The sequence below is a fragment of the Fenollaria massiliensis genome, assembly GCF_000312505.2.
GTDB classification, from domain to species: Bacteria; Bacillota; Clostridia; order Tissierellales; family Peptoniphilaceae; genus Fenollaria; species Fenollaria massiliensis.
In genome coordinates this window covers 83,515-103,252 of sequence record NZ_HG326227.1, presented here as the reverse complement: position 1 = coordinate 103,252, position 19,738 = coordinate 83,515, and the positions used below count along the sequence as shown (strand labels likewise).

21 protein-coding genes are annotated in these 19,738 nt (G+C 33.0%); all 21 read right to left on the bottom strand.

Annotated features, from left to right (window positions below):
* Positions 1 to 2: 2 nt before the first annotated feature.
* The gene (locus BN30_RS06255; RefSeq protein WP_019214652.1) at positions 3 to 776 is read right to left on the bottom strand and encodes a YlmH family RNA-binding protein; all 774 of its coding nucleotides are present in this window, start codon (positions 774 to 776) and stop codon (positions 3 to 5) included.
* On the bottom strand, positions 776 to 1,045 hold the full coding sequence (locus BN30_RS10090; RefSeq protein ID WP_019214651.1) for a cell division protein SepF: 270 nt from the start codon (positions 1,043 to 1,045) through the stop codon (positions 776 to 778). Before BN30_RS10090 ends, BN30_RS06255 begins: the two co-directional genes overlap by 1 nt.
* Entirely contained in the window at positions 1,039 to 1,221 is a 183-nt protein-coding gene (locus tag BN30_RS10085) for a hypothetical protein (protein ID WP_019214650.1), read from the bottom strand. The genes BN30_RS10090 and BN30_RS10085 overlap by 7 nt, the downstream gene beginning before the upstream one ends.
* A 10-nt stretch (positions 1,222 to 1,231) precedes the next feature.
* The gene (locus tag BN30_RS06245; RefSeq protein ID WP_019214649.1) at positions 1,232 to 1,921 is read right to left on the bottom strand and encodes a YggS family pyridoxal phosphate-dependent enzyme; all 690 of its coding nucleotides are present in this window, start codon (positions 1,919 to 1,921) and stop codon (positions 1,232 to 1,234) included.
* Positions 1,921 to 3,147 carry a biotin/lipoyl attachment domain-containing protein gene (locus BN30_RS09235; RefSeq protein WP_019214648.1) on the bottom strand — a complete coding sequence of 409 codons (1,227 nt, stop codon included), beginning with the start codon at positions 3,145 to 3,147 and terminating at the stop codon, positions 1,921 to 1,923. Before BN30_RS09235 ends, BN30_RS06245 begins: the two co-directional genes overlap by 1 nt.
* On the bottom strand, positions 3,134 to 4,141 hold the full coding sequence (locus tag BN30_RS06235) for an NAD(P)H-dependent glycerol-3-phosphate dehydrogenase (RefSeq protein WP_019214647.1): 1,008 nt from the start codon (positions 4,139 to 4,141) through the stop codon (positions 3,134 to 3,136). The genes BN30_RS09235 and BN30_RS06235 overlap by 14 nt, the downstream gene beginning before the upstream one ends.
* Before the next feature lie 9 nt (positions 4,142 to 4,150).
* A complete protein-coding gene (plsY, locus tag BN30_RS06230) occupies positions 4,151 to 4,744 on the bottom strand; it encodes a glycerol-3-phosphate 1-O-acyltransferase PlsY (protein WP_019214646.1) in 594 nt (197 codons plus the stop codon).
* A complete protein-coding gene (gene der, locus BN30_RS06225; protein WP_019214645.1) occupies positions 4,744 to 6,057 on the bottom strand; it encodes a ribosome biogenesis GTPase Der in 1,314 nt (437 codons plus the stop codon). The genes plsY and der overlap by 1 nt, the downstream gene beginning before the upstream one ends.
* Before the next feature lie 206 nt (positions 6,058 to 6,263).
* A complete protein-coding gene (gene glyA, locus BN30_RS06220; protein WP_019214644.1) occupies positions 6,264 to 7,505 on the bottom strand; it encodes a serine hydroxymethyltransferase in 1,242 nt (413 codons plus the stop codon).
* A gap of 25 nt (positions 7,506 to 7,530) precedes the next feature.
* Positions 7,531 to 7,959, bottom strand: coding sequence for a SoxR reducing system RseC family protein (locus BN30_RS06215; RefSeq protein ID WP_019214643.1), 429 nt, complete (start codon positions 7,957 to 7,959; stop codon positions 7,531 to 7,533).
* Positions 7,946 to 8,653: a tRNA threonylcarbamoyladenosine dehydratase gene (locus tag BN30_RS06210; RefSeq protein ID WP_019214642.1), complete on the bottom strand. Its 708-nt coding sequence runs from the start codon at positions 8,651 to 8,653 to the stop codon at positions 7,946 to 7,948. The genes BN30_RS06215 and BN30_RS06210 overlap by 14 nt, the downstream gene beginning before the upstream one ends.
* Positions 8,631 to 10,424 carry an aspartate--tRNA ligase gene (aspS, locus tag BN30_RS06205; protein WP_019214641.1) on the bottom strand — a complete coding sequence of 598 codons (1,794 nt, stop codon included), beginning with the start codon at positions 10,422 to 10,424 and terminating at the stop codon, positions 8,631 to 8,633. Before aspS ends, BN30_RS06210 begins: the two co-directional genes overlap by 23 nt.
* Before the next feature lie 18 nt (positions 10,425 to 10,442).
* Positions 10,443 to 11,705, bottom strand: coding sequence for a coproporphyrinogen dehydrogenase HemZ (hemZ, locus tag BN30_RS06200; protein ID WP_019214640.1), 1,263 nt, complete (start codon positions 11,703 to 11,705; stop codon positions 10,443 to 10,445).
* Positions 11,689 to 12,318 (bottom strand): MBL fold metallo-hydrolase, encoded by a 630-nt coding sequence (locus tag BN30_RS06195; protein ID WP_019214639.1) that lies wholly within the window; start codon positions 12,316 to 12,318, stop codon positions 11,689 to 11,691. Before BN30_RS06195 ends, hemZ begins: the two co-directional genes overlap by 17 nt.
* On the bottom strand, positions 12,319 to 12,768 hold the full coding sequence (gene dtd, locus BN30_RS06190; RefSeq protein WP_019214638.1) for a D-aminoacyl-tRNA deacylase: 450 nt from the start codon (positions 12,766 to 12,768) through the stop codon (positions 12,319 to 12,321). It abuts the gene before it with no gap.
* Positions 12,769 to 12,770: 2 nt separating this feature from the next.
* The gene (locus BN30_RS06185; protein ID WP_019214637.1) at positions 12,771 to 14,915 is read right to left on the bottom strand and encodes a RelA/SpoT family protein; all 2,145 of its coding nucleotides are present in this window, start codon (positions 14,913 to 14,915) and stop codon (positions 12,771 to 12,773) included.
* Positions 14,916 to 14,919: 4 nt separating this feature from the next.
* Entirely contained in the window at positions 14,920 to 16,671 is a 1,752-nt protein-coding gene (gene recJ / locus BN30_RS06180; RefSeq protein ID WP_019214636.1) for a single-stranded-DNA-specific exonuclease RecJ, read from the bottom strand.
* A 354-nt stretch (positions 16,672 to 17,025) separates the two neighbouring features.
* On the bottom strand, positions 17,026 to 18,201 hold the full coding sequence (locus BN30_RS10415; protein WP_278244162.1) for an ABC transporter ATP-binding protein: 1,176 nt from the start codon (positions 18,199 to 18,201) through the stop codon (positions 17,026 to 17,028).
* 22 nt (positions 18,202 to 18,223) lie between these two features.
* Complete coding sequence (locus BN30_RS10410; protein WP_019214634.1) at positions 18,224 to 18,430, bottom strand: ATP-binding cassette domain-containing protein; 207 nt, start codon at positions 18,428 to 18,430, stop codon at positions 18,224 to 18,226.
* The gene (locus BN30_RS06170; RefSeq protein WP_019214633.1) at positions 18,423 to 19,139 is read right to left on the bottom strand and encodes an energy-coupling factor transporter transmembrane component T; all 717 of its coding nucleotides are present in this window, start codon (positions 19,137 to 19,139) and stop codon (positions 18,423 to 18,425) included. Before BN30_RS06170 ends, BN30_RS10410 begins: the two co-directional genes overlap by 8 nt.
* Positions 19,136 to 19,735, bottom strand: a complete 600-nt coding sequence (locus tag BN30_RS06165; RefSeq protein WP_019214632.1) for an MptD family putative ECF transporter S component — start codon at positions 19,733 to 19,735, stop codon at positions 19,136 to 19,138. The genes BN30_RS06170 and BN30_RS06165 overlap by 4 nt, the downstream gene beginning before the upstream one ends.
* Positions 19,736 to 19,738: the final 3 nt, after the last annotated feature.

Here is a 19,738-nt window from a genome sequence, read left to right as displayed (position 1 = left end):
ACCTACTTTACAATTTTTATAACAAGTTTAAGTTTATCCTTTTTACTAAGACCCAAGTAATCGCCTACAATAAAGCGTCCGCGTCTACGCATAGATACCATGTCGCCTACATCAAGCGTTTCGCTAATCTTGTATGTCACCTTGTAATTTATTTTCACAAGACCTGCTTCTATGGCGTTTTTTGCATCACTTCTGGATAAATTATAAACATTTGCCAATACCAAATCAAGTCTTGCTGATGCGCACGTCACAAGCTTTTCCTCATAATCTATCGCGCGAGCTAGAGGCGTTTCTAAATCAATCACCTCAAGGTCTACTCCGTAATTTTTTATCTTTTCTAAATTGAGTAAAACATAATCTAAAATTTCGTTTCTAATATAAAAATATATAGCCTCGTCATTAATAATTATGTCACCGACCTTCTCTCTCTTGATGCCAAGTGAAAGAAGTGAGCCTAAAACATCTTTATGAGCAATATCATAATCCTTCTTGTCTACATGTATAAGGCTTACAAAATCAGCTGCGTTTACTTCATTCATGTAATCAGGATAAATTAAAATAGCCTTACTCTCAGAATCTTCATTCCCAATAAGGCTAAAACTTATAGTATCATACGTATTGATAAGTGAAGAAATCTCCTTCACTTCAAAAGGGTTGTAGAAGTCTGTGCACTGTATAGACCTAGTCTTTGCCACGATCTCACAAAGATCTATAACCCTTCTTGCAATTTCTTTGTTCTCAGTACTGATATTATCTAAATTTTTTGACTTATTCATTAAAATGGAAACATGCCTCTGCTTTTAAGTTCATCTTTTAAGCCGTCTATTGCAATGTTCTTTGGTGCTAAAACAAAGATGTCTCTAGTCACTTTTTGAATGCTTCCGTCGATAGCGTAGATGCCGCCATTGATAAAGTCAAAAATTTGTCTTTTTACACTTGCTTCTAGTTGTTCAAAATTAACAACAACTGCCTTGCCTAATCTTAAATCGTCAATAATTAGTGGCGCTTCATCGTAGCCAAGTGGTTCTTGTACTGTGATCACCATAGATCCAGTTTTTCTTTGAATAGGAACAACATTTTCCTTTTCTTTTTTCTTGAGAAGATAGATGTTTCCTTTTGTGGCTCTTCCTCTACAACTTCATCTTCATCGTCATAGTATTCTTCATCGTAATCGTCATCGCCGAATCCTAAGAAATACTTAACTTTGTCCATAAAACCCATAATAAACCTCCTAATAATTTCTTTCGCCAAATATCTTTGAGCCAATCCTCAAAATATTTGAGCCTTCTTGTATTGCTATTTTATAATCGTGCGTCATACCCATGGATAGATATTTTAAATTGACATTGTCAAATTTTTTGCTAGCCATCTTTTCTTTTAGCTCGTAAAGACCTCTAAATGTGCTTCTGACAACAGCCTCATCCTCTGTAAATGGAGCCATAGTCATAAAGCCAAGTATATGTAGGTTCTTGTACTTTTGCATTTTTTCTAAAACTTCTTCTACTTCATCTTTGTAGAAGCCGCTCTTTGACTCCTCTTTAGAGATATTTACTTGCAATAAACCGTCTAATTCCATATTATTACTTGCTAGTCTCTTGTCAAGCGCTTCGATAAGGCTTAGGCTGTCAAGCGAATGAATCAGCTTAATCTTGCCAAGTAATTTATTTATCTTATTCTTTTGAAGACTGCCTATCATGTGAAATTCGAAATCATCCTTTAAAGCATCATACTTTTCTTCTATCTCTTGAACTTTGTTCTCGCCAATCTCGTGTAGACCAAATTCTTTAATCTCTTTGATTCGATTAATATCTACAGTTTTTGTAACTGCAAGTAATTTTACTTCGTCTTTTTTTCTGCCAGCAAGATCTATTTCTTTATCAATAGATTCTAAAAGATCTATTAAATTTTCTTTTACACTCATTATAGTATGTCGCCCTCCTTTACAGTCGATGGGAATACCACAACTTCGTCATAATACTTTATACTTCTAAATTTTAGCTTCTTATACTTCATTAGCCCGTTATCGTCAGTTCTCATCACATATATGTTATCTCTGTCACTGCCGACTAAAAGCACTCTTTTATATCTAATGGTATTATCTATGTCTTTAATATATACCCCTTTTTCGCTACCTTTATCAATTAAAGCACTCTTTGGCAATTTAAAAGTTTTGTACTCATCAAAAATTATTTCCATCTTAGAAAATCTATCTTTATAAAGCTCAGATATTCTCTCTCTGATATTTAATAAAAATTTATAAGTCTTATCAACTTTTTCCTTCTTAAGTACTCTAGCATAAGTTTTAGTCCCAGTCAAGTCCCACTCAATTAGGACTACATCATTTACATTAACATCTTCGAGTTTTTCATTGTTAGAAAAGGCCAAGATATTCATAGAAAAATTATCAAATATCTTGAACTTATCATTGCTCTGCGCTTTGTTTATACTGTAGCTCTTGCTATCTTCAAGTAAATCTTTTTCGAATATAGCATCAAAATTCTTGTTCGTGTACTTATCTTCAAGTCCATCGATAAAATAACTAACTATACCTGACATTGACACTCTAATTGATGGTGCATCGCTTCTTTTATTTATAAGTAGTTCATCCTTCATCTCTAAAAGCTTGTCAATGGAGTAATTTTTAATACTTTCATAGTATTTATCCTCATCATCTTCAGTGCTATTTAAAATTTGAGATAAATCCTCGTATCTCTTTTGATTTATACTTATCTGTAAAGCCTTAATTTTTGATGTCATCACTTTGTTATCTAAGCCAATATCATCAGATGTATCATAATCAAGATCCTTAAGTCTTTTATTTATTGCTGCTAATTTTTTATCAATCACATCGTTTGCGCTCTTAGTTACGCTTAAATTCTCAAGACCTTTCTTAACTTTTTCGCCTTCTTTGGCTTGAGTTGTGAAATAAGAATGTCTTCCTGCTTGATAAACCTCTTCAGTCTTGATTAATGCCGCATTCATCACAACAGAATTATAAAAAACTTCTTCAACAGGTGTTTCGGTCTTAACGTCTTTTTTAAAAAATGATGTGATTATAGTATTAAATGCTACGATTATGAATATGAAGGCTACTAACGCTCCTAAAAAGCTTGAAAAGCCCTTGCCGTTCTTCTTATCTATCTTCATATTTTTCCATCTCATGCTTTAGTGGTCTACCCATAAGCTCAGCAACAACGCTGTCTAGAGGATAGTTTTCATATAAAAGCTTGTACATCATATCAACTATAGGCATTTCAACCGAATATTTTTCTTTAAGCATATAAGTTGATTTAGTAGTTTTTATGCCTTCGACAACCATGCCTACCTTGTCAATAGCGCCTTCTGCCGATAATCCCTCGCCTATATATACACCACAAGTTTTGTTTCTTGAGTGTCTACTAGTGCAAGTAACAACCAAATCGCCTATACCTGCAAGTCCATAGAATGTCGATGCTTTAGCGCCAAGTGCAAGCCCAAGCTTTGTTATTTCATGTATGCCTCTTGTGATTAGAGCCGCCTTAGTATTATCACCGTAGCCTCTCCCCTCACATATACCGCTTCCTAGAGCAATGATGTTCTTAGTTGCACCAGCAAGTTCAACACCTAAAAGGTCATCATTGACATAAACTCTTAGATTGTCATTTGAAAATATATCTTGAATTAGCTCTGCATCAGAAACAGATTTTGATGCGCTGACAATGGTTGTTGGTATGCCAACAGCAACTTCCTCTGCGTGTGATGGACCAGATAGTGAAACAAATCTTGCCTTTGGATTGAAGTCATAAAAAACTTCGCTCATAGTCTTAAGCGTACTTATTTCAATACCTTTGCTAACATTGACAAAAATTTTCTCTTCGTCAATATACTTTTCTATAGTCTTTAAAACATTTCTTAGTTCTTGACTAGGTACCGCAAGTACAACGATATCAGCGTCTTTAACCGCTTCTTCTATGTCATTAATTAAAAATATATTCTCAGGAATTTTAACATCCTTTAAATATTTTTTGTTCATTCGAGTTTCTTTTATTAAATTGTAAGAATCCTTATTTCTAATGTATAGACTTAATTCTTCTTGACTCTTTGCTAGGTGTATAGCTAGAGCTGAACCGAAGCTACCTCCACCTATTACTGAAATTCTCAAAACTCTGCCTCACTTTTTAAATATATATAATTTATTTTCCTCGCCTTTTATTAATCTAGTTATGTTCTTAGAGTGCCTTAATATACCTATTAAAGCAACAGCAAAACTTATTAGAACTGCTAAATTTATCTCTTTAAACTTAAGCCAAGTGTATATGAAAAACGCTAAGAACATAAGTAAAGATGATAATGAAACGTATTTTGTAATTAAAACTATTAAAAACATAGATACCATCACTGCTAGAGCGAATTTGTAGTCTATAAGTAATAAGCCGCCTATAGTAGTTGATACGCCTTTTCCTGCACTAAAATTTAGATAAAATGGAAAGTCATGTCCAAGTACTACTCCTAATAAAGCGATGTACTGAGCAAAATCCACTTCAAAGTATCTGGATAAAAATACTGCTAGAACGCCTTTAGATACATCTAAAAAAAGTGTGATTAAGCCAAGCTTCGCGCCAAAAACTCTAATCATGTTTGTTGCGCCGGCATTTTTGCTGCCATAATCCCTAATGTCTTTCATCTTAAATAATTTGCCTAAGATGTATGAGTTAGAGATTGATCCAATTAAGTAAGTAATGATAATTAGTAATACGCCTTTCATTACTCGCTCCTGTTCTTATAGTTTATAATTATAGATGTTCCCTCGAAAGGATAAACATTTCTTATTTGATTTTCCAAAAATCTTGTGTATGAAAAATGTGTTAATTCTTTATCATTTACAAAGATGGTAAACTCTGGTGGTCTAGTTCCTGATTGAGTTGCATAAAGTATCTTAAGTCTCTTGCCCTTATCAGATGGCGGTTGATTGATTAGTGTTGCGTTAGAAATTATATCATTTAATAAACCAGTAGAAAGTCTATGGCTGTATGATTCATTAATTTCCATGATCTTGTCAATAAGTTCATCAACCCTCTTACCAGTTAGAGCCGATATAAATAATATTGGCGCATAAGATAAGAATGGCAAGTTATTTCTAAGACTGTCAGTAAATGTTTTCATAGTCTTAGAATCTTTTTCCACTATGTCCCATTTATTTACACAGATAATTATCGCTTTACCTTGATTGTGAGCATATCCTACTACTTTTGAGTCTTGTTCAGTAAATCCTTCTACAGCATCTATCAAAAATACACATACATCAGCTCTATCAACACTTGAAAGCGTTCTTACTTGTGAATAAGCTTCTACCGATGAATCTACTCTTGATTTTTTTCTAAGACCGGCTGTGTCGATGAACATAAACTCTTGTCCTTTGATATTGATGTATGAGTCGATAGCATCTCTTGTAGTTCCAGCGATGTCAGTTACTATAACTCTTTCTTCACCTAAAATTCTGTTAGTTAAAGATGATTTACCAACATTTGGCTTTCCGATAAAGGCTACTTTTAATAAGTTTTCTTTTTCTTCGAAGTCTCTATCCTCAGGGAAATTCTTAATTATCTCATCAAGAAGATCTCCTATACCAAGTCCTTGCTCAGCAGATATTGACATCGGTTCGCCTAAGGCAAGTTCATAAACATTATAAAATTCATCTTTTCTTTTGCCTTCAGTCTTATTTGCAACTAAAATTATCTTTTTATTTGATTTTCTTAATATATTTGCAATCTCATGATCAAGTGCTGTCGCTGGATTTCTTCCGTCAACAATAAATAATATCACGTCAGAAGCTTCTATAGCGATGTTCGCTTGCTTTCTGATGTTTGACATAATCTTGTCATCGTCAAAAGGATCAAGTCCTCCTGTGTCGATAACATCAAAAACGTGTTGCTGCCAGCTTGCTTCAGCATAAATCCTGTCTCTTGTTACACCAGGTGTGTCTTCAGTGATAGATATTCTTCTACCAACAATTTTATTAAATAAAGTTGATTTACCAACATTTGGTTTACCTACTATACTAACTACAGCTCTATTCATACAGACACCTCCTTATCCTAACTATTATAACACAAAGATTAACAGTTTTCAACACTTAATAAGTATTAAGAAAGATATTTTCTCATTAAAATATATTTCTTAATAATATATCATTCATTAATAATTTTTAATATGCAATAAAAATTTTTGCACAAAAAAGAAGCGAAAGATAATCTCTCGCTTCTAATATAATATTTATTCGTTTTTTAGAATATTCCTTCGTACATTGGGAATCTCTTGCAGATATCTGATACTCTTTGTCTAATTTTCTTTCTGTCAATTGATGTATCAAATGTATCTCTGAAGATTTCAGCAACTTCTCTCATTTCGTCTTCTTTGAATCCTCTAGTTGTCAAAGCTGGAGTACCAATTCTGATACCGCTTGTAACGAATGGAGATTCTGTTTCGTTAGGAATTGTGTTTTTGTTAACTGCAATACCAATTTCACCAAGCATTGCTTCAGCTTCTTTACCTGTGAAGCCTTTCTTCTTAATATCGATTAAGATTAGGTGGTTATCTGTACCGCCTGAAATTAATCTAAATCCGTATTTATCAAGTTCTTTAGCAAGTACTTGAGCATTTGCTAAAATTTGTTTACAATAATCTGTAAATTCTGGTTTAAGTGCTTCACCAAATGCAACTGCTTTTGCAGCTATAACGTGCATTAGTGGTCCGCCTTGGATTCCTGGGAATATAGCTTTGTCAAGTTTCTTAGCGTTTTCTTCTCTACAAAGTATAGCTCCTCCTCTAGGTCCTCTTAATGTTTTGTGTGTTGTTGTTGTAACAAAATCAGCATAAGGTACTGGAGATGGATGTAAGCCTGTAGCTACTAATCCAGCGATATGTGCCATGTCTACCATTAGCATAGCGCCTACTTCGTCAGCGATTTCTCTGAATTTCTTGAAATCAATAATTCTTGGATAAGCACTTGCACCTGCTACTATTAGCTTTGGTTTTTCTTTTAGAGCTATCTCTCTAAGTGTATCATAATTAATAACTTCTGTCTTAGAGTCAACTCCATAAGCAGCGAAATCAAAGAATGATCCTGAGATGTTAACTGGTGAACCGTGTGTTAAGTGACCACCTTCGCTAAGGTTCATACCTAAAACCTTATCGCCAGGTTTTAATACAGCAAAGTAAACACCGATGTTAGCATTAGCTCCTGAGTGTGGTTGAACGTTTGCATGTTCAGCGTTAAATAGCTTGCAAAGTCTGTCTCTAGCAATGTTTTCAGCGATGTCAACTACTTCGCATCCGCCATAATATCTCTTTGCTGGATATCCTTCAGCGTACTTGTTAGTTAGTTCACTTCCCATTGCTTCCATAACAGCTTTTGAAACATAGTTTTCAGATGCTATCATTTCAAAGTGATCTTGTTGTCTATTGTGTTCTTTTTCAATGACATCAAAAATCTCTTTGTCTGTCTTTTTTAGATTGTCAAAATCCATCCTAATTTCCTCCCTTTAAATAAAATTAATTTAGCTTATTTATGATTAATAAATCATTGTCTCCTTTAGAATATCTTTTGTCATAAGACTTAACTATGAATAAAGATATTATTAATAGGACTACACCTAATATTATACTATAAAAGTCGGGAATTTTAAAGCTAAATTTTTTAAAAATGTAGTTTGAAGCAAAAATTCCTATCAAAAATGCTAGTAAAGGTACTAAATATACCATCATTACCCCTCTAAGCATCTTTCTCGAATCAACTCTTATAGATACTAAGTCGCCTACCTTGTAGTTTGCTCTTGGCTTTGCTTTAACTAGGTGCTCTTTTGAATCGCATCCAGCTGCGCACGATTCGCACGAGCCACATGCTGAGTCCCTCTTCATAGATATAAGCATTTCGCCATCTTCTATCTTAATAATTCTGCCTATGCTTTCATTTTCTTCCATCTAATAGGTCTCTAACAAGCTTTGATGCGATTAATAAACCGCCTGTAGCTGTTACAAAGGATATAGACCCTGTCACCACCTTACCATCATCCTTTAATTTCTTCTCTATAGGTTCTTCTTTTGAATAAACCACGTTAATTTTCTTTTGTACTCTTTTATCTATCTTTTGTCTTAATTTTCTTGCTAATGGACATACGCTCGTCTTGTCAAGCGTTGATATCTCAAGTTTTGTCGGATCAAGCTTATTGCCACATCCCATTGCGCTGATAATTTTAATATTTTTTTCAAGGCAAGTCTCGATTAGCTCAATTTTATTTTTAAGCATATCGATGGCGTCAACTACATAATCGTATTGCCTGTCAAAGATTTCATCATTAATCTCTTTAGAATAAATCTTATCAATGCATCTTATATCAAGTTCATCGTTAATCTTAAGAAGTCTTTCTCTCATCACATCAACTTTTTTCTTGCCAATGGTATCATCGAGAGCTAAAATTTGCCTATTAATATTTGATTCGCTAACTGTGTCGAAATCAACTATAGTGATATGCTCTATGCCAAAGCGAACTAAGGACTCTAAGGTAAATGAACCAACACCGCCTATACCAACAATTAAAATGTTAACATCTTTAAAACTATTAAAAATTTCGTCTCCTAAAACAACTCTAGTCCTAATCGTTCTTTGCGGCTTCATTTATATCTACCTTTATAGATACTTCATGTAATTGCTTGTCATCAACTTCGCTTGGTGCTCCTGTTAATATGTCTGTTGCTGATTGTGTCTTAGGGAAAGCGATAACGTCTTTGATATTGTCATGCTTTGTTAACAATTGAACGAATCTATCTAGACCGTAGGCAATTCCTCCATGTGGTGGAGCTCCGTACTTGAAGGCCTCGATGAAGAAGCCAAATTGTTCCTCAGCTCTTTCTTTAGTAAAGCCAAGTGCCTTAAACATTTTTTCTTGTAAATCGGAGTTATTGATTCTTATACTTCCTCCGCCAATTTCTTCGCCATTGATAACGATGTCGTATGCTTTTGCCTTAACAGTATCTTTTCTTTCTTCGATATATGGTATATCCTCAACTTTTGGATGTGTGAATGGATGGTGCATAGCCATGTATCTTCCTTCCTCTTCACTGTATTCAAATAGTGGGAAGTCTGTTATCCAAAGTAGTTCAAACTTATCTGGATCGTTTAAATTTAATTCTTTAGCAATTTCATTTCTTAAGTTGCCAAGAGTTTTCTTAACAACAGATTTTTTATCTGCTACGAATAAAATTAAATCGTTATTTTTTATATCCATCTCTTTAATAAGAGCTTCTTTTTCTTCATCAGTAAAGAATTTTGCTATAGGACCAGTAAATTCATTATCTACATACTTAACCCAAGCAAGACCCTTTGCTCCGAATGTCTTAGCAAATTCTTCTAGCTTAGTAATATCTTTTCTTGTAAATTTTTCTTGATAACCGTCTATGTTGATTGCGTTAACCATATTGCCAGCATCAACAGTATCTTTAAATACCTTAAAGCCGCTGTTCTTAAATATGCTGCTCACATCGTGAATTAAAAATCCAAATCTTAAGTCTGGTTTATCAACGCCATATTTATCCATCGCTTCGTCAAATGGCATTCTTCTTAAAGGAAGCTTTATATCTATATCCAAAATTTCTTTAAATATATGTGCTATAAGCTTTTCATTGATTGACATAACGTCGTCTTCGTCAACGAAACTCATTTCAATATCGACTTGAGTAAACTCTGGTTGTCTGTTAGCTCTAAGGTCTTCGTCTCTAAAACACTTAGTGATTTGATAGTATCTATCCATGCCTGAAACCATTAATAATTGCTTGAATAATTGTGGTGATTGTGGTAGGGCAAAGAACTTTCCAGGATTAACTCTACTTGGAACGATGTAGTCTCTAGCTCCTTCTGGAGTTGATTTGCCAAGCATAGGTGTTTCTATCTCTATAAATCTGTGATCATTTAAAAAGTCTCTGAAAGCTTTGTAAATTTTTGCTCTTGTCATAAGAGTTTTTTGCATGAATGGCTTTCTTAAATCAAGAAATCTGTATTTTAATCTCATTTGCTCGCCAACATTGTCATCATCTTTTACATAGATAGGCGGTGTTTGAGCTGTATCAAGTATCTTAAGCTCTTCGGCTAAAATTTCGATATCACCAGTTGGGATGTGTGGGTTCTTTTGAGATCTCTCTCTAACCTTTCCTCTAACGGCAATAACATACTCACCCTTAAGTCCCTTAGCTTTTTCAAAGACATCTTTAGTGATAGTCTCGTCAAAAACTACTTGAGATATACCACTTATATCTCTTATATCAACAAAGATAAGTTGTCCTAAGTTTCTTTGAGTTTGCACCCAGCCCATTAGAATAACTTCCCTTTCTATGTCTTTCATTCTTAATTCGCCACAGTAGTCACTCCTGCGCAAGTTTCCCATTGTTTCCATAAATATCCTCCCAATAATCTATATATCTTTATTATAAACGTTTTTTATATACAAATCAATGTCTTTATAATTAAATTTTCGCTCTAAATTATCATTGTCAATATATTTTGATACGGCTCCAGCACCAAAAGCGTATATACTACTTAAATCATTCATCGAAATCACATTATAAATAGACGCCTTACAAGCTAATGAAAAAGCAAGATTCTCAAGATTTGAGTTTGTCATCTTCTGTCTGTACATGTAGTATGGCTCATAACCAGCCGCATAAAGCATAGCGTAAATTTCTTTTGATAAATCGATGTTTTCAAGCTTAAAATCTTCCTGAGCAAGAACTGCCCTTCTCTTTAAAGCTAAATTGTGTATGGTGATGGACTCAGGTCTCATAGCTATAAGCTTTTTAACTGAATTGGTGTAATCATCTCTCCTCTCGCCTTCAAGGCCTATGATTAAATCCATATTGATATCAAAATTATAGTTCCTAGAAAGCTTATAAACTTTGTAAAGCTCATCAAGGCTCGCATTTCTATGAACTCTCTTAAGTGTCTCTTCATTCATAGTCTGCGGATTGATACAAATCCTCGTAACACCATATTTATCAAGTATATCAAAGAGTTCCTTATCCATAGTATCGGCTCTGCCGCACTCAAAAGTTAGCTCTTTAAATTTATAATTTTCTTTGATATATTTTAATAATCTTTCTATATTGGCCTTATCAATCGCAGATGGTGTTCCACCGCCTATGTATATACTGTCAGGCTCTGATATATCACTAATTTTACTCTCAAATTTCATCTCATCGATAACTGTGTCAATGTATTTTGTAAAATCAAAAGATTTTTTAGTGATGTCATTTGTATAAAATGAGCAATAGGAGCAAATTCCCTTGCAAAATGGTATGTGCACATATAAACTATATTTTGGATTGAACCCAAGCACTTGATTTTTAAAAGTTTTCTCCATCAGCTCAAATTTTTCATCTGAAATAAAGAATTTTTCTTTAAAAGCCTCTTTATCATCTGATTTAGCATATAGCTTCATTGGCTTAATTCCAGTAAGTATGCCCCAAGGAAGATTTATGCCTTCTTTTAAAAACTCTTTGTAAATAAGAGATTTCATCTCATTATTTGTCAATTTATCAAAACCACTTAGCGTTCTCTCTTTGCCATCTATAGAAAATTTTACACCATCATCCAAAATTTCATAAATAACGCCAGACTTGATATTTTGAAATTCCCAAAAGAGCTCTTTTATCCTCTTTATACTAGCTTCTCTTAGCATTGACGTAAGGATTGTTTGCCCTTTCCTCTTCTGAGCTAGTGTTCATGCTGTGTCCTGGATATATTGTGTAATTGCCTTCTAAATTCAAAACTTTATTAACTGAATCCATAAGTTCAGCTTCGTCCCCGCCATAAAGGTCGCTTCTGCCAACTGAGTGGAAGAATATAGTGTCACCAACAAATAAGTTATCACCTATTTGATAAGTTAATCCGCCCTTTGTGTGTCCAGGAGTTTTTATTACATTAAGCTCAATGCTACCAAATTTCATTGGACCCTCTTTATCAATTGTGTGGTCTATGTTTATAGGTTCATCTATGTAATTTCTCATCTTGTCATTTAGCATAAAATCTGTTCTTTGTGTCATATCATAATCATCTTTTGATATATATGATGGTGCTCCTGTTAATTTTCTTAGCGCATTTACGCCTAAAACGTGATCAAAGTGACCATGTGTAAGTAAAATCGCTTTTAGATTTAGATTATGTTCTTTCATATAAGCATATAAATCATCAGCATTACCGCCAACGTCTATGATTATTGCATCGCCATCATCATTACTAATAATGTATGAATTTGATCCATATACACCAACATTTTTCTTAAAAATATTCATTTAAAACTCCTTCTTCGAATCCAATAATATTGTCACAGGTCCAGAAAGATGCGCATGTATGTGCATATCTGCTCCAAAAACTCCTGATTTAAATTTTATTCCACTTGCTTTTAATTTTTCTTTAAATATTTCGTAATAGCTTTCAGCTTTCTCAGCCTTAGCGCTTCTCATGAAATTTGGTCTATTGCCCTTTCTTGCGTCACCATATAAAGTGAACTGCGAAACAAGAAGTATTTCGCCATGAACATCTTGAACAGATAGGTTCATCTTGTCATCTTCATCAGAAAAAATTCTCATATTAGTGACTTTTTTGAAGATATATTCAAGATCTGCCTCTGTATCATCATCCTCAACAGCGATATACACCAAAAGGCCGCCATTTATTTCGCTTACAAGCTTTTCATCAACTTCTAATCGAGTTTCTTCTACTCTCTGTACAATTGCTCTCATATCTATGCCCTGTAAACATCCAAAATTCCATTTATCGTTTTAAGTTTTTGTATCATCTTATCAAGCTCATCCTTTCCTACTACTTCAAACGTCAAATATATAAATATATCGCTAATTGTATTGCTCTTAGCGCTCAGTGATTGTATACCAACATTGGCTTCTTTAGCCATAGCGGTTATTTCTGATAGTATACCAGTTCTGTCAACCGCTCTAATTGTAACATTTGCAAGGAATTTATCACTAGCTTCAGTGTCCCACTCGGCATCTAAGCATCTGTCTGAGTCAAGATAATTAGCAATGTTTGTACAGTCTTTTCTATGAACAGATACACCATAGCCTCTAGTAACAAAACCAATGATTTCATCACCAGGAACTGGGTTACAGCACTTAGCAAACTTTATCTTCATGCCCTCAAGTCCATCTATTCTAACGCCCGTAGCGTCTTTTTTCGATGAAGAGCTCTTTAGATAATCATCTTCATTTTTTGTTAAGCCAACATTTTCAATAGCATTTTTAATATTTAAAATTTTATTTATAACTAATTTTTCTTTAAAATTGCCATATCCAATGGACGCAAATAAATCACTAATCGAGTTTATCGACAGCTCTTTTGCTAATTTTTGATAAATTTTTTCATTATCTAAAATATTTGTTTCAAGGCCAAGTTTTTTCGCTTCTCTATCAAATAGCTCCTTGCCTTTTTCTATGCTGATGTCTTTTTCCTTAGACTTAAACCATTGTTTTATCTTTTGTCTAGCTCTTGGGCTCTTAACAAATTTCAGCCAGTCTCTACTTGGACCTGATGATGATTTTTGTGTGATAACCTCAACTATATTACCATTCTTAAGCTTATAGTTTAGTGGAACTATCCTTGAATCGACTTTAGCGCCAACACAAGTGTTACCAACGCCTGTGTGAACTCTGTAAGCAAAGTCAACTGGAGTTGATCCTTCTGGAAGGTCGACAACATCACCATTTGGTGTAAATACAAATACTTCATCATCGAAGAAATCTATCTTAAGTGTATCTATAAACTCTTTTGGATCCTTTAAATCTTTTTGCCACTCAAGTAATTGCCTTAACCAATCAAGCTTGCTATCAACGTCTTTACCCTGAGTCTTACCGCCCTTGTATTTCCAATGCGCAGCGATACCATACTCGGCCACTTCATGCATTTCATATGTCCTGATCTGTATTTCAAATATCTCGCCAGTATCTGATATAACTGTTGTGTGAAGCGATTGATACATGTTTGGCTTAGGCATGGCTATGTAGTCTTTAAATCTTCCTGGAAGAGGCTTCCACATGGAGTGAACTATACCAAGAACCGCATAGCAGTCCTTAACTGTGTCGACCAAAATTCTTACCGCAATCAAATCATATATGGACTCAAAACTTTTGCTCTTGCCCTTCATTTTCTTGTATATGCTGTAGAAATTCTTAGGCCTACCGCTTATGTCGTAGTGAAGCTCTTGCTTATCAAGCTCTGCTGATATCTTCTTAATAATCTCATTAATCTCTTTTTCACGTTCACTTCTCTTTTTATTGATTTTCTCTACCAAATCATAGTATCCTTCTGGATCAAGATATCTTAATGATAAATCCTCAAGTTCCCACTTAATCTTGAAAATTCCGAGCCTTCCAGCAAGTGGTGCATATATCTCTATAGTTTCTTGAGCCTTTTGCTTTCTCTTCTCTTCATTCATGTACTCAAGCGTACGAAGATTATGAAGTCTATCCGCAAGCTTAACTATTATGACTCTTATATCATTATTCATAGCTAGAATCATTTTTCTAAGATTTTCTGCTTGGAAAGCCTCAGAGCTCTTATAATTAAGCTTGTTTAACTTAGTTACGCCGTCAACAATCTTAGCCACATCTTCAGAAAACATCTCTTTAATGTCATCATAAGTAGCTGGAGTGTCCTCAACAACGTCGTGTAATAAAGCAGATACAATGGTTTCAACGTCCATATCAAGGTCAGCTAGTATGATAGCGACATTGACAGGGTGAATAATATAAGGCTCACCAGACTTTCTCTTTTGATCCTTATGCATTAATTTTGCATATTCATAAGCCTTCATTACAAAGGCAACTTCCTCTTCAGTCATATATTTTTCAATAATTTTAATTAAATCTTCTATCATAAGCTCACCTCCTAAATCTAAAGTGCTTTACATTTATTTCAAGATTTTTATTGTTCATATACTCATTTATTCTAAGATTGTAGCAAATATCCATGATTATCTCTTTGCCACTCGCTAAATCTCTGTAAATATCCGAATTAAACTCGTCTTCGTAGTCTTTTTTAAACTCTTCTTCTTTGTAGAATAGTATCGCCGTCATGATGTTGTCAAGCTTAGTTCTAAATTTTAGCTTTATAACGTTGCGATTCTGTCCGAAAACGCTTATATCTTTTAAAACAAGATCCTTGTCTGCAAATAACACATCCGGATTCTTCTCCCCAAATGGTTTTAATTTTTCAATCGTATCAAAAATCGAAAACTTTTGAAAATCAATTGGATAAAAAGCGTCGATGTAAATTTTTTCTATCTTATCTTCGTCCGTTAAATTTGAATTGTTATTTATAAATGTGACGAATTTGTCATAATTATCAAGTTTTAGTTCAAGTCCTGCCGCTAATTTGTGTCCACCAAAGCCACTTAAAAAATCCTTTGCCTTGCTTAGCTCATCAAATAAATTGTATTCTTCAATTGATCTAGCTGAACCATACAGAACGCCGTCTTCTTCGTATAAAGCTATAGCTGGCCTATAGTATCTTTCCTTAAGCCTTCCAGCTACAATACCCGCGACGCTTCTTTCTATATCTTTTGATTTTACAATTATTACATCTTTATCAAGAAAATTTTCATCTGCCTCTATCTCTTTGATAGCTACTTCATAACCAAGCTCTGTTAAATCTTTTCTCTCTTGATTTAAAGCGTATAACTCTTTGCAGATGGCTATAATCTTATCATCGTCATAAGACTCAAAAGCTGCAATCGCGTGATTTGCATTGCTTAACCTGCCTATAGCATTGACTGATGGCCCTAAAATAAAACCAATATGAAATACATTTATCTCCTTATCAACTTTTAGCTCATTTTTCAAGTGGTAAAATGCCTTGGCTGGTCTTGAATTTATTAGTTCTAAGCCTCTTTTAATCAAATCTCTGTTCTCATCAAGTAGCGGCATAATGTCTGTTATAGTTGCAAATGCGGCATACTGAATAATTTCATCAATTAAATCCGCATTAAATTCATAGTCCTTGCTAATATATGTGATTAGCTTAAACGCCACAAAGGCACCGCATATATCCTTGAATGGATATGAAGATTTTTCTACTTTTGGATCAATTATTGCATCCGCTTCAACAGAAATCTCTTTACCATCTTCAATTTTTGGTAAGTGGTGGTCTGTCACAATGACCTTGATGCCATTATCTTTCGCATATTTCACAGCTTCAAAGGCTGATACACCATTGTCACAAGTAATTATGACAGAAACGTCGTCTTTTATACAGCCGTCAACAATGCGCTTGTTAATGCCGTAGCCATCTTGCTTTCTATCAGGCACTTCAAAGCTAGTCTCTGCTCTAAATGTCTTAAGGCTTCTTAGTAAAAGCGTAGTAGACATGATGCCATCTGAGTCATAATCGCCAACGATTCTGATTTTTTTGTGATTGTCAATAGCGTCCTTAATAATTTTACGAGCCGGTTCCAAATCCGGAAGGCCTTCTGTTCTGTAGATTAAAGAGTAGTCATCATTTAAGTAATCAATTACTTCTCCCTCTTCTACAATACCTCTATTGCAAAGAACTTTTGCTAATAAATCATCTTTTACTATATTTTTAACTGCCGTATAATTTTCAGCATTTCTATTTTTCAAAAACCATTTTTGCATACAATAACCCCATTATCTATATTTAATTATTATATCATAAATTGCTTCATATTAAAAGCATTTTTTATAAAGAAAATCTATATAAAAAAGTAATATACAAAATCTTAAAGTTTTGATTATATTGCTTCGTATTATATAAGTACTCAATTGTATAATACGAAAAAGGCCTAGATATAACTAGACCCTTCTCATAAATATTGCTGTTTTAAATTTTATATAAACTTTTTTATAATTCATAAACTTCATCAGCTACTTCATTTAAAAATTCTATGTCGTGTGAAACGATAAAAATTATTTTATCTTTATTTCTATATTTTTTAATTAGCTCAGATATTTTTATAAAAATTTTCTCTATTATATCACACGTATATCTTGTTTTTTTTCTAAATCTAATACACGATTACAAATTAAACTTGCAAATTCAAAATCATGGGTAGCTATAAAAATTATTTTATCTTTTGAATGTGACTTCAATAATTCTACAGTTTTAAGCATATTTTTATAATCAAGCCCACTTGTAGGCTCGTCTAAAATAAAAATTTCTTTGTTACACAATAGTCCACAAACTATGGCAAGTCTTTGCTTTTGTCCCCCAGACAAAGTGTTAGGGTGGCTGTTTTTATAATTATATAAGTCAAAATCATTTAGCAGTTCATTAATTAAATCATCTTTTACATTCTTTATCCCTAATTTACATTCAGCAAAGACACTCTCAGCAAATAATTGATAATTTACGTCTTGCATAACCATATAAGATATTTGCTTTCTTGCTTTTTCATCAATTTTTTTAGATTTTAAAATAAACTCACCCTTATAATCAGTATAAAGTCCGCAAAGAGTTCTTAAAAAAGTAGTTTTCCCTATGCCGTTAGATCCTAAAACAGCAATAATATCACCCTTGTTTGCACAAAAATTAAGTCTATCTATAAGGCATTTATCTTTCCTATAAATTGAAACATTATTTACCTGTAAATAAGACTTATCTATAATTGGTGATTTTTCTTTTATATTTAAACTAGGTTTGTTTCTTGTTCTTAAACCCATAGTCTTAATTTCATCTTCAGATAAACTTAAAAAATCCTTATTGGAAAAAATTTTATCAATTTTCCCATTCTTCATATAAATAATTCTATCAACTAAATCCATTATATAATAGATTCTATGTTCAGATATAATAACTGTTTTACCACTCTCCTTCAACATTGATAAGTGTTTTTTTAATATATCTATTGTCGGTATATCCAAATTAGAAGAAGGCTCATCAAGTAAATAAATATCTGGATTTGTTGCATAAACTGATGCAAAAGCAATTTTTTGTTTCTCTCCTCCAGATAAATGAAAAATATTTCTATTTTTTAGTTTATTTATTTCTAATTTATTGCAGGTTTCATCTAATTTCTTTTCTAAAATTTCTCTTTCTACTCCTTGGTTTTCTAGTGCGAATACAATTTCACTATTTGTATCCACATTAAAGAATTGGGTTCTAGGATTTTGAAAAACACTTCCGACATTTTTTGAAAGTTCAAACATTTGATAGTTAGATAATAATTTATCATTTATTTTTTACATCACCATTTAAATCTCCTTCATAATAATATGGTATCAACTTATTTATAAGCCTTGTAATAGAGGTTTTGCCAGATCCAGAAGAACCACATATTAAAATAAACTCTCCTTTTTTTATTTCTAGATTTATATTATCTAGGCTAATATCCTTAGTGTTTCTATATTTGAAACAAACTTCATTTAACTTAATCATAAAAATACCTCAAATATATTGTAAATGCAGTAATTATTACTCCAATTATTAGAGATAAATAATCTAAAATTCCAAAATTAATTCTTATAATTGAAGTTCGTTTATTTGGTGATTCAATTCCTCTTGTGATAGAAGCTATAGTTAATTCATCTGCTGCTTTTGCTGCCATAATTATCATAGGAGAATAAATGCATTCTACGGTTAAAGAAGGGTTTTTTATAAATCCAAAAAAGGATGGAGAAATCCCTCTAAGCCCCATTGAATCTTTTATATATCGCCAATCTTCTTTTACTGTTGGCATATACCTAAGCATTACTGCTAGGGGAATAGAAATTTTTTTAGAAACATTAACGTAATCCATAGCAGATAAAAATTCCCCCACTTTCGTTGTGCTTAGTATTGTCATAGAAAGCATACATACCGGATAAATTTTATTAACTAAACCCAAAAACGGCATAAATATACTTCTAAAAGTATTACTTCCGTATCTTACAGTTAAAATACTAAGAAAATAAACTAATAGATATATTAATATCCCAGTAAATGCAATTTTTATTTTTCTATTTATAAGACTAAAAATAGCAATTAATGCTACAAAAGCTAATTCATATTCTATTGATGGCAATATACTAGATATAATTATGCACAAAAATAGCAAAACTATTTTTGTGCATGGATTAATATGTGTATTCAATTCTCCTGAAATCATAGAATACCCGCCTTTTCAAATTGCTTTTTCAAAAGTTTAGAACCTATAAAAGCACTAAATAAAGCAACTAAAAAAGTTCCAATTACAATAACATAAATCATCCAATCAGCAGCTGCTGCATTCATAGACTCTATATATGTTATATCTGTCCCCTTTTCTATCATTGCATTTGACCAAGACTTAGGATCCATAAAATATACGACAAAAGTCCCTATATCTCCAAGTGCAAATACTCCAAAAGATAGGATGTTAATTTTTTTACTTTTATAAGCCTTGCTTCCTGCTATAAATTCAGCAATTATCCCCATAACTAAAGTTCCAAGACCCATAGCCCAATGCATGCCAGTTGCAAATCTCAAAATACAAATTATTATTGCCAAAATAGCAATAGTTCCCCTTTTAGCCACTTTCGAGATCAGAAACATAAATATTATTCCTGATAAAAGAGCACTACCCATTGGCTGATAAAAGGTTAATACAGGATTCATTCCAAAAGGCATTCCACCAATCATATTAAATATAAAATAGAGAGCTGTGAAAACCCCTATAGTAATCAAATCCTTTGTTTTTAGACCATTCATATTATTTTTATTCATTTT

Excerpts from the sequence above, each read along its gene's own strand:
- BN30_RS06255 (WP_019214652.1), bottom strand. The coding sequence starts at position 776 with ATGAATAAGTCAAAAAATTTAGATAATATCAGTACTGAGAACAAAGAA.
- BN30_RS10090 (WP_019214651.1), bottom strand. The coding sequence starts at position 1,045 with ATGGTGATCACAGTACAAGAACCACTTGGCTACGATGAAGCGCCACTA.
- BN30_RS10085 (WP_019214650.1), bottom strand. The coding sequence starts at position 1,221 with ATGGGTTTTATGGACAAAGTTAAGTATTTCTTAGGATTCGGCGATGAC.
- BN30_RS06245 (WP_019214649.1), bottom strand. The coding sequence starts at position 1,921 with ATGAGTGTAAAAGAAAATTTAATAGATCTTTTAGAATCTATTGATAAA.
- BN30_RS09235 (WP_019214648.1), bottom strand. The coding sequence starts at position 3,147 with ATGAAGATAGATAAGAAGAACGGCAAGGGCTTTTCAAGCTTTTTAGGA.
- plsY (WP_019214646.1), bottom strand. The coding sequence starts at position 4,744 with ATGAAAGGCGTATTACTAATTATCATTACTTACTTAATTGGATCAATC.
- der (WP_019214645.1), bottom strand. The coding sequence starts at position 6,057 with ATGAATAGAGCTGTAGTTAGTATAGTAGGTAAACCAAATGTTGGTAAA.
- glyA (WP_019214644.1), bottom strand. The coding sequence starts at position 7,505 with ATGGATTTTGACAATCTAAAAAAGACAGACAAAGAGATTTTTGATGTC.
- BN30_RS06215 (WP_019214643.1), bottom strand. The coding sequence starts at position 7,959 with ATGGAAGAAAATGAAAGCATAGGCAGAATTATTAAGATAGAAGATGGC.
- BN30_RS06210 (WP_019214642.1), bottom strand. The coding sequence starts at position 8,653 with ATGAAGCCGCAAAGAACGATTAGGACTAGAGTTGTTTTAGGAGACGAA.
- aspS (WP_019214641.1), bottom strand. The coding sequence starts at position 10,424 with ATGGAAACAATGGGAAACTTGCGCAGGAGTGACTACTGTGGCGAATTA.
- hemZ (WP_019214640.1), bottom strand. The coding sequence starts at position 11,705 with ATGCTAAGAGAAGCTAGTATAAAGAGGATAAAAGAGCTCTTTTGGGAA.
- BN30_RS06195 (WP_019214639.1), bottom strand. The coding sequence starts at position 12,318 with ATGAATATTTTTAAGAAAAATGTTGGTGTATATGGATCAAATTCATAC.
- dtd (WP_019214638.1), bottom strand. The coding sequence starts at position 12,768 with ATGAGAGCAATTGTACAGAGAGTAGAAGAAACTCGATTAGAAGTTGAT.
- BN30_RS06185 (WP_019214637.1), bottom strand. The coding sequence starts at position 14,915 with ATGATAGAAGATTTAATTAAAATTATTGAAAAATATATGACTGAAGAG.
- recJ (WP_019214636.1), bottom strand. The coding sequence starts at position 16,671 with ATGCAAAAATGGTTTTTGAAAAATAGAAATGCTGAAAATTATACGGCA.
- BN30_RS10415 (WP_278244162.1), bottom strand. The coding sequence starts at position 18,201 with ATGTTTGAACTTTCAAAAAATGTCGGAAGTGTTTTTCAAAATCCTAGA.
- BN30_RS10410 (WP_019214634.1), bottom strand. The coding sequence starts at position 18,430 with ATGATTAAGTTAAATGAAGTTTGTTTCAAATATAGAAACACTAAGGAT.
- BN30_RS06170 (WP_019214633.1), bottom strand. The coding sequence starts at position 19,139 with ATGATTTCAGGAGAATTGAATACACATATTAATCCATGCACAAAAATA.
- BN30_RS06165 (WP_019214632.1), bottom strand. The coding sequence starts at position 19,735 with ATGAATAAAAATAATATGAATGGTCTAAAAACAAAGGATTTGATTACT.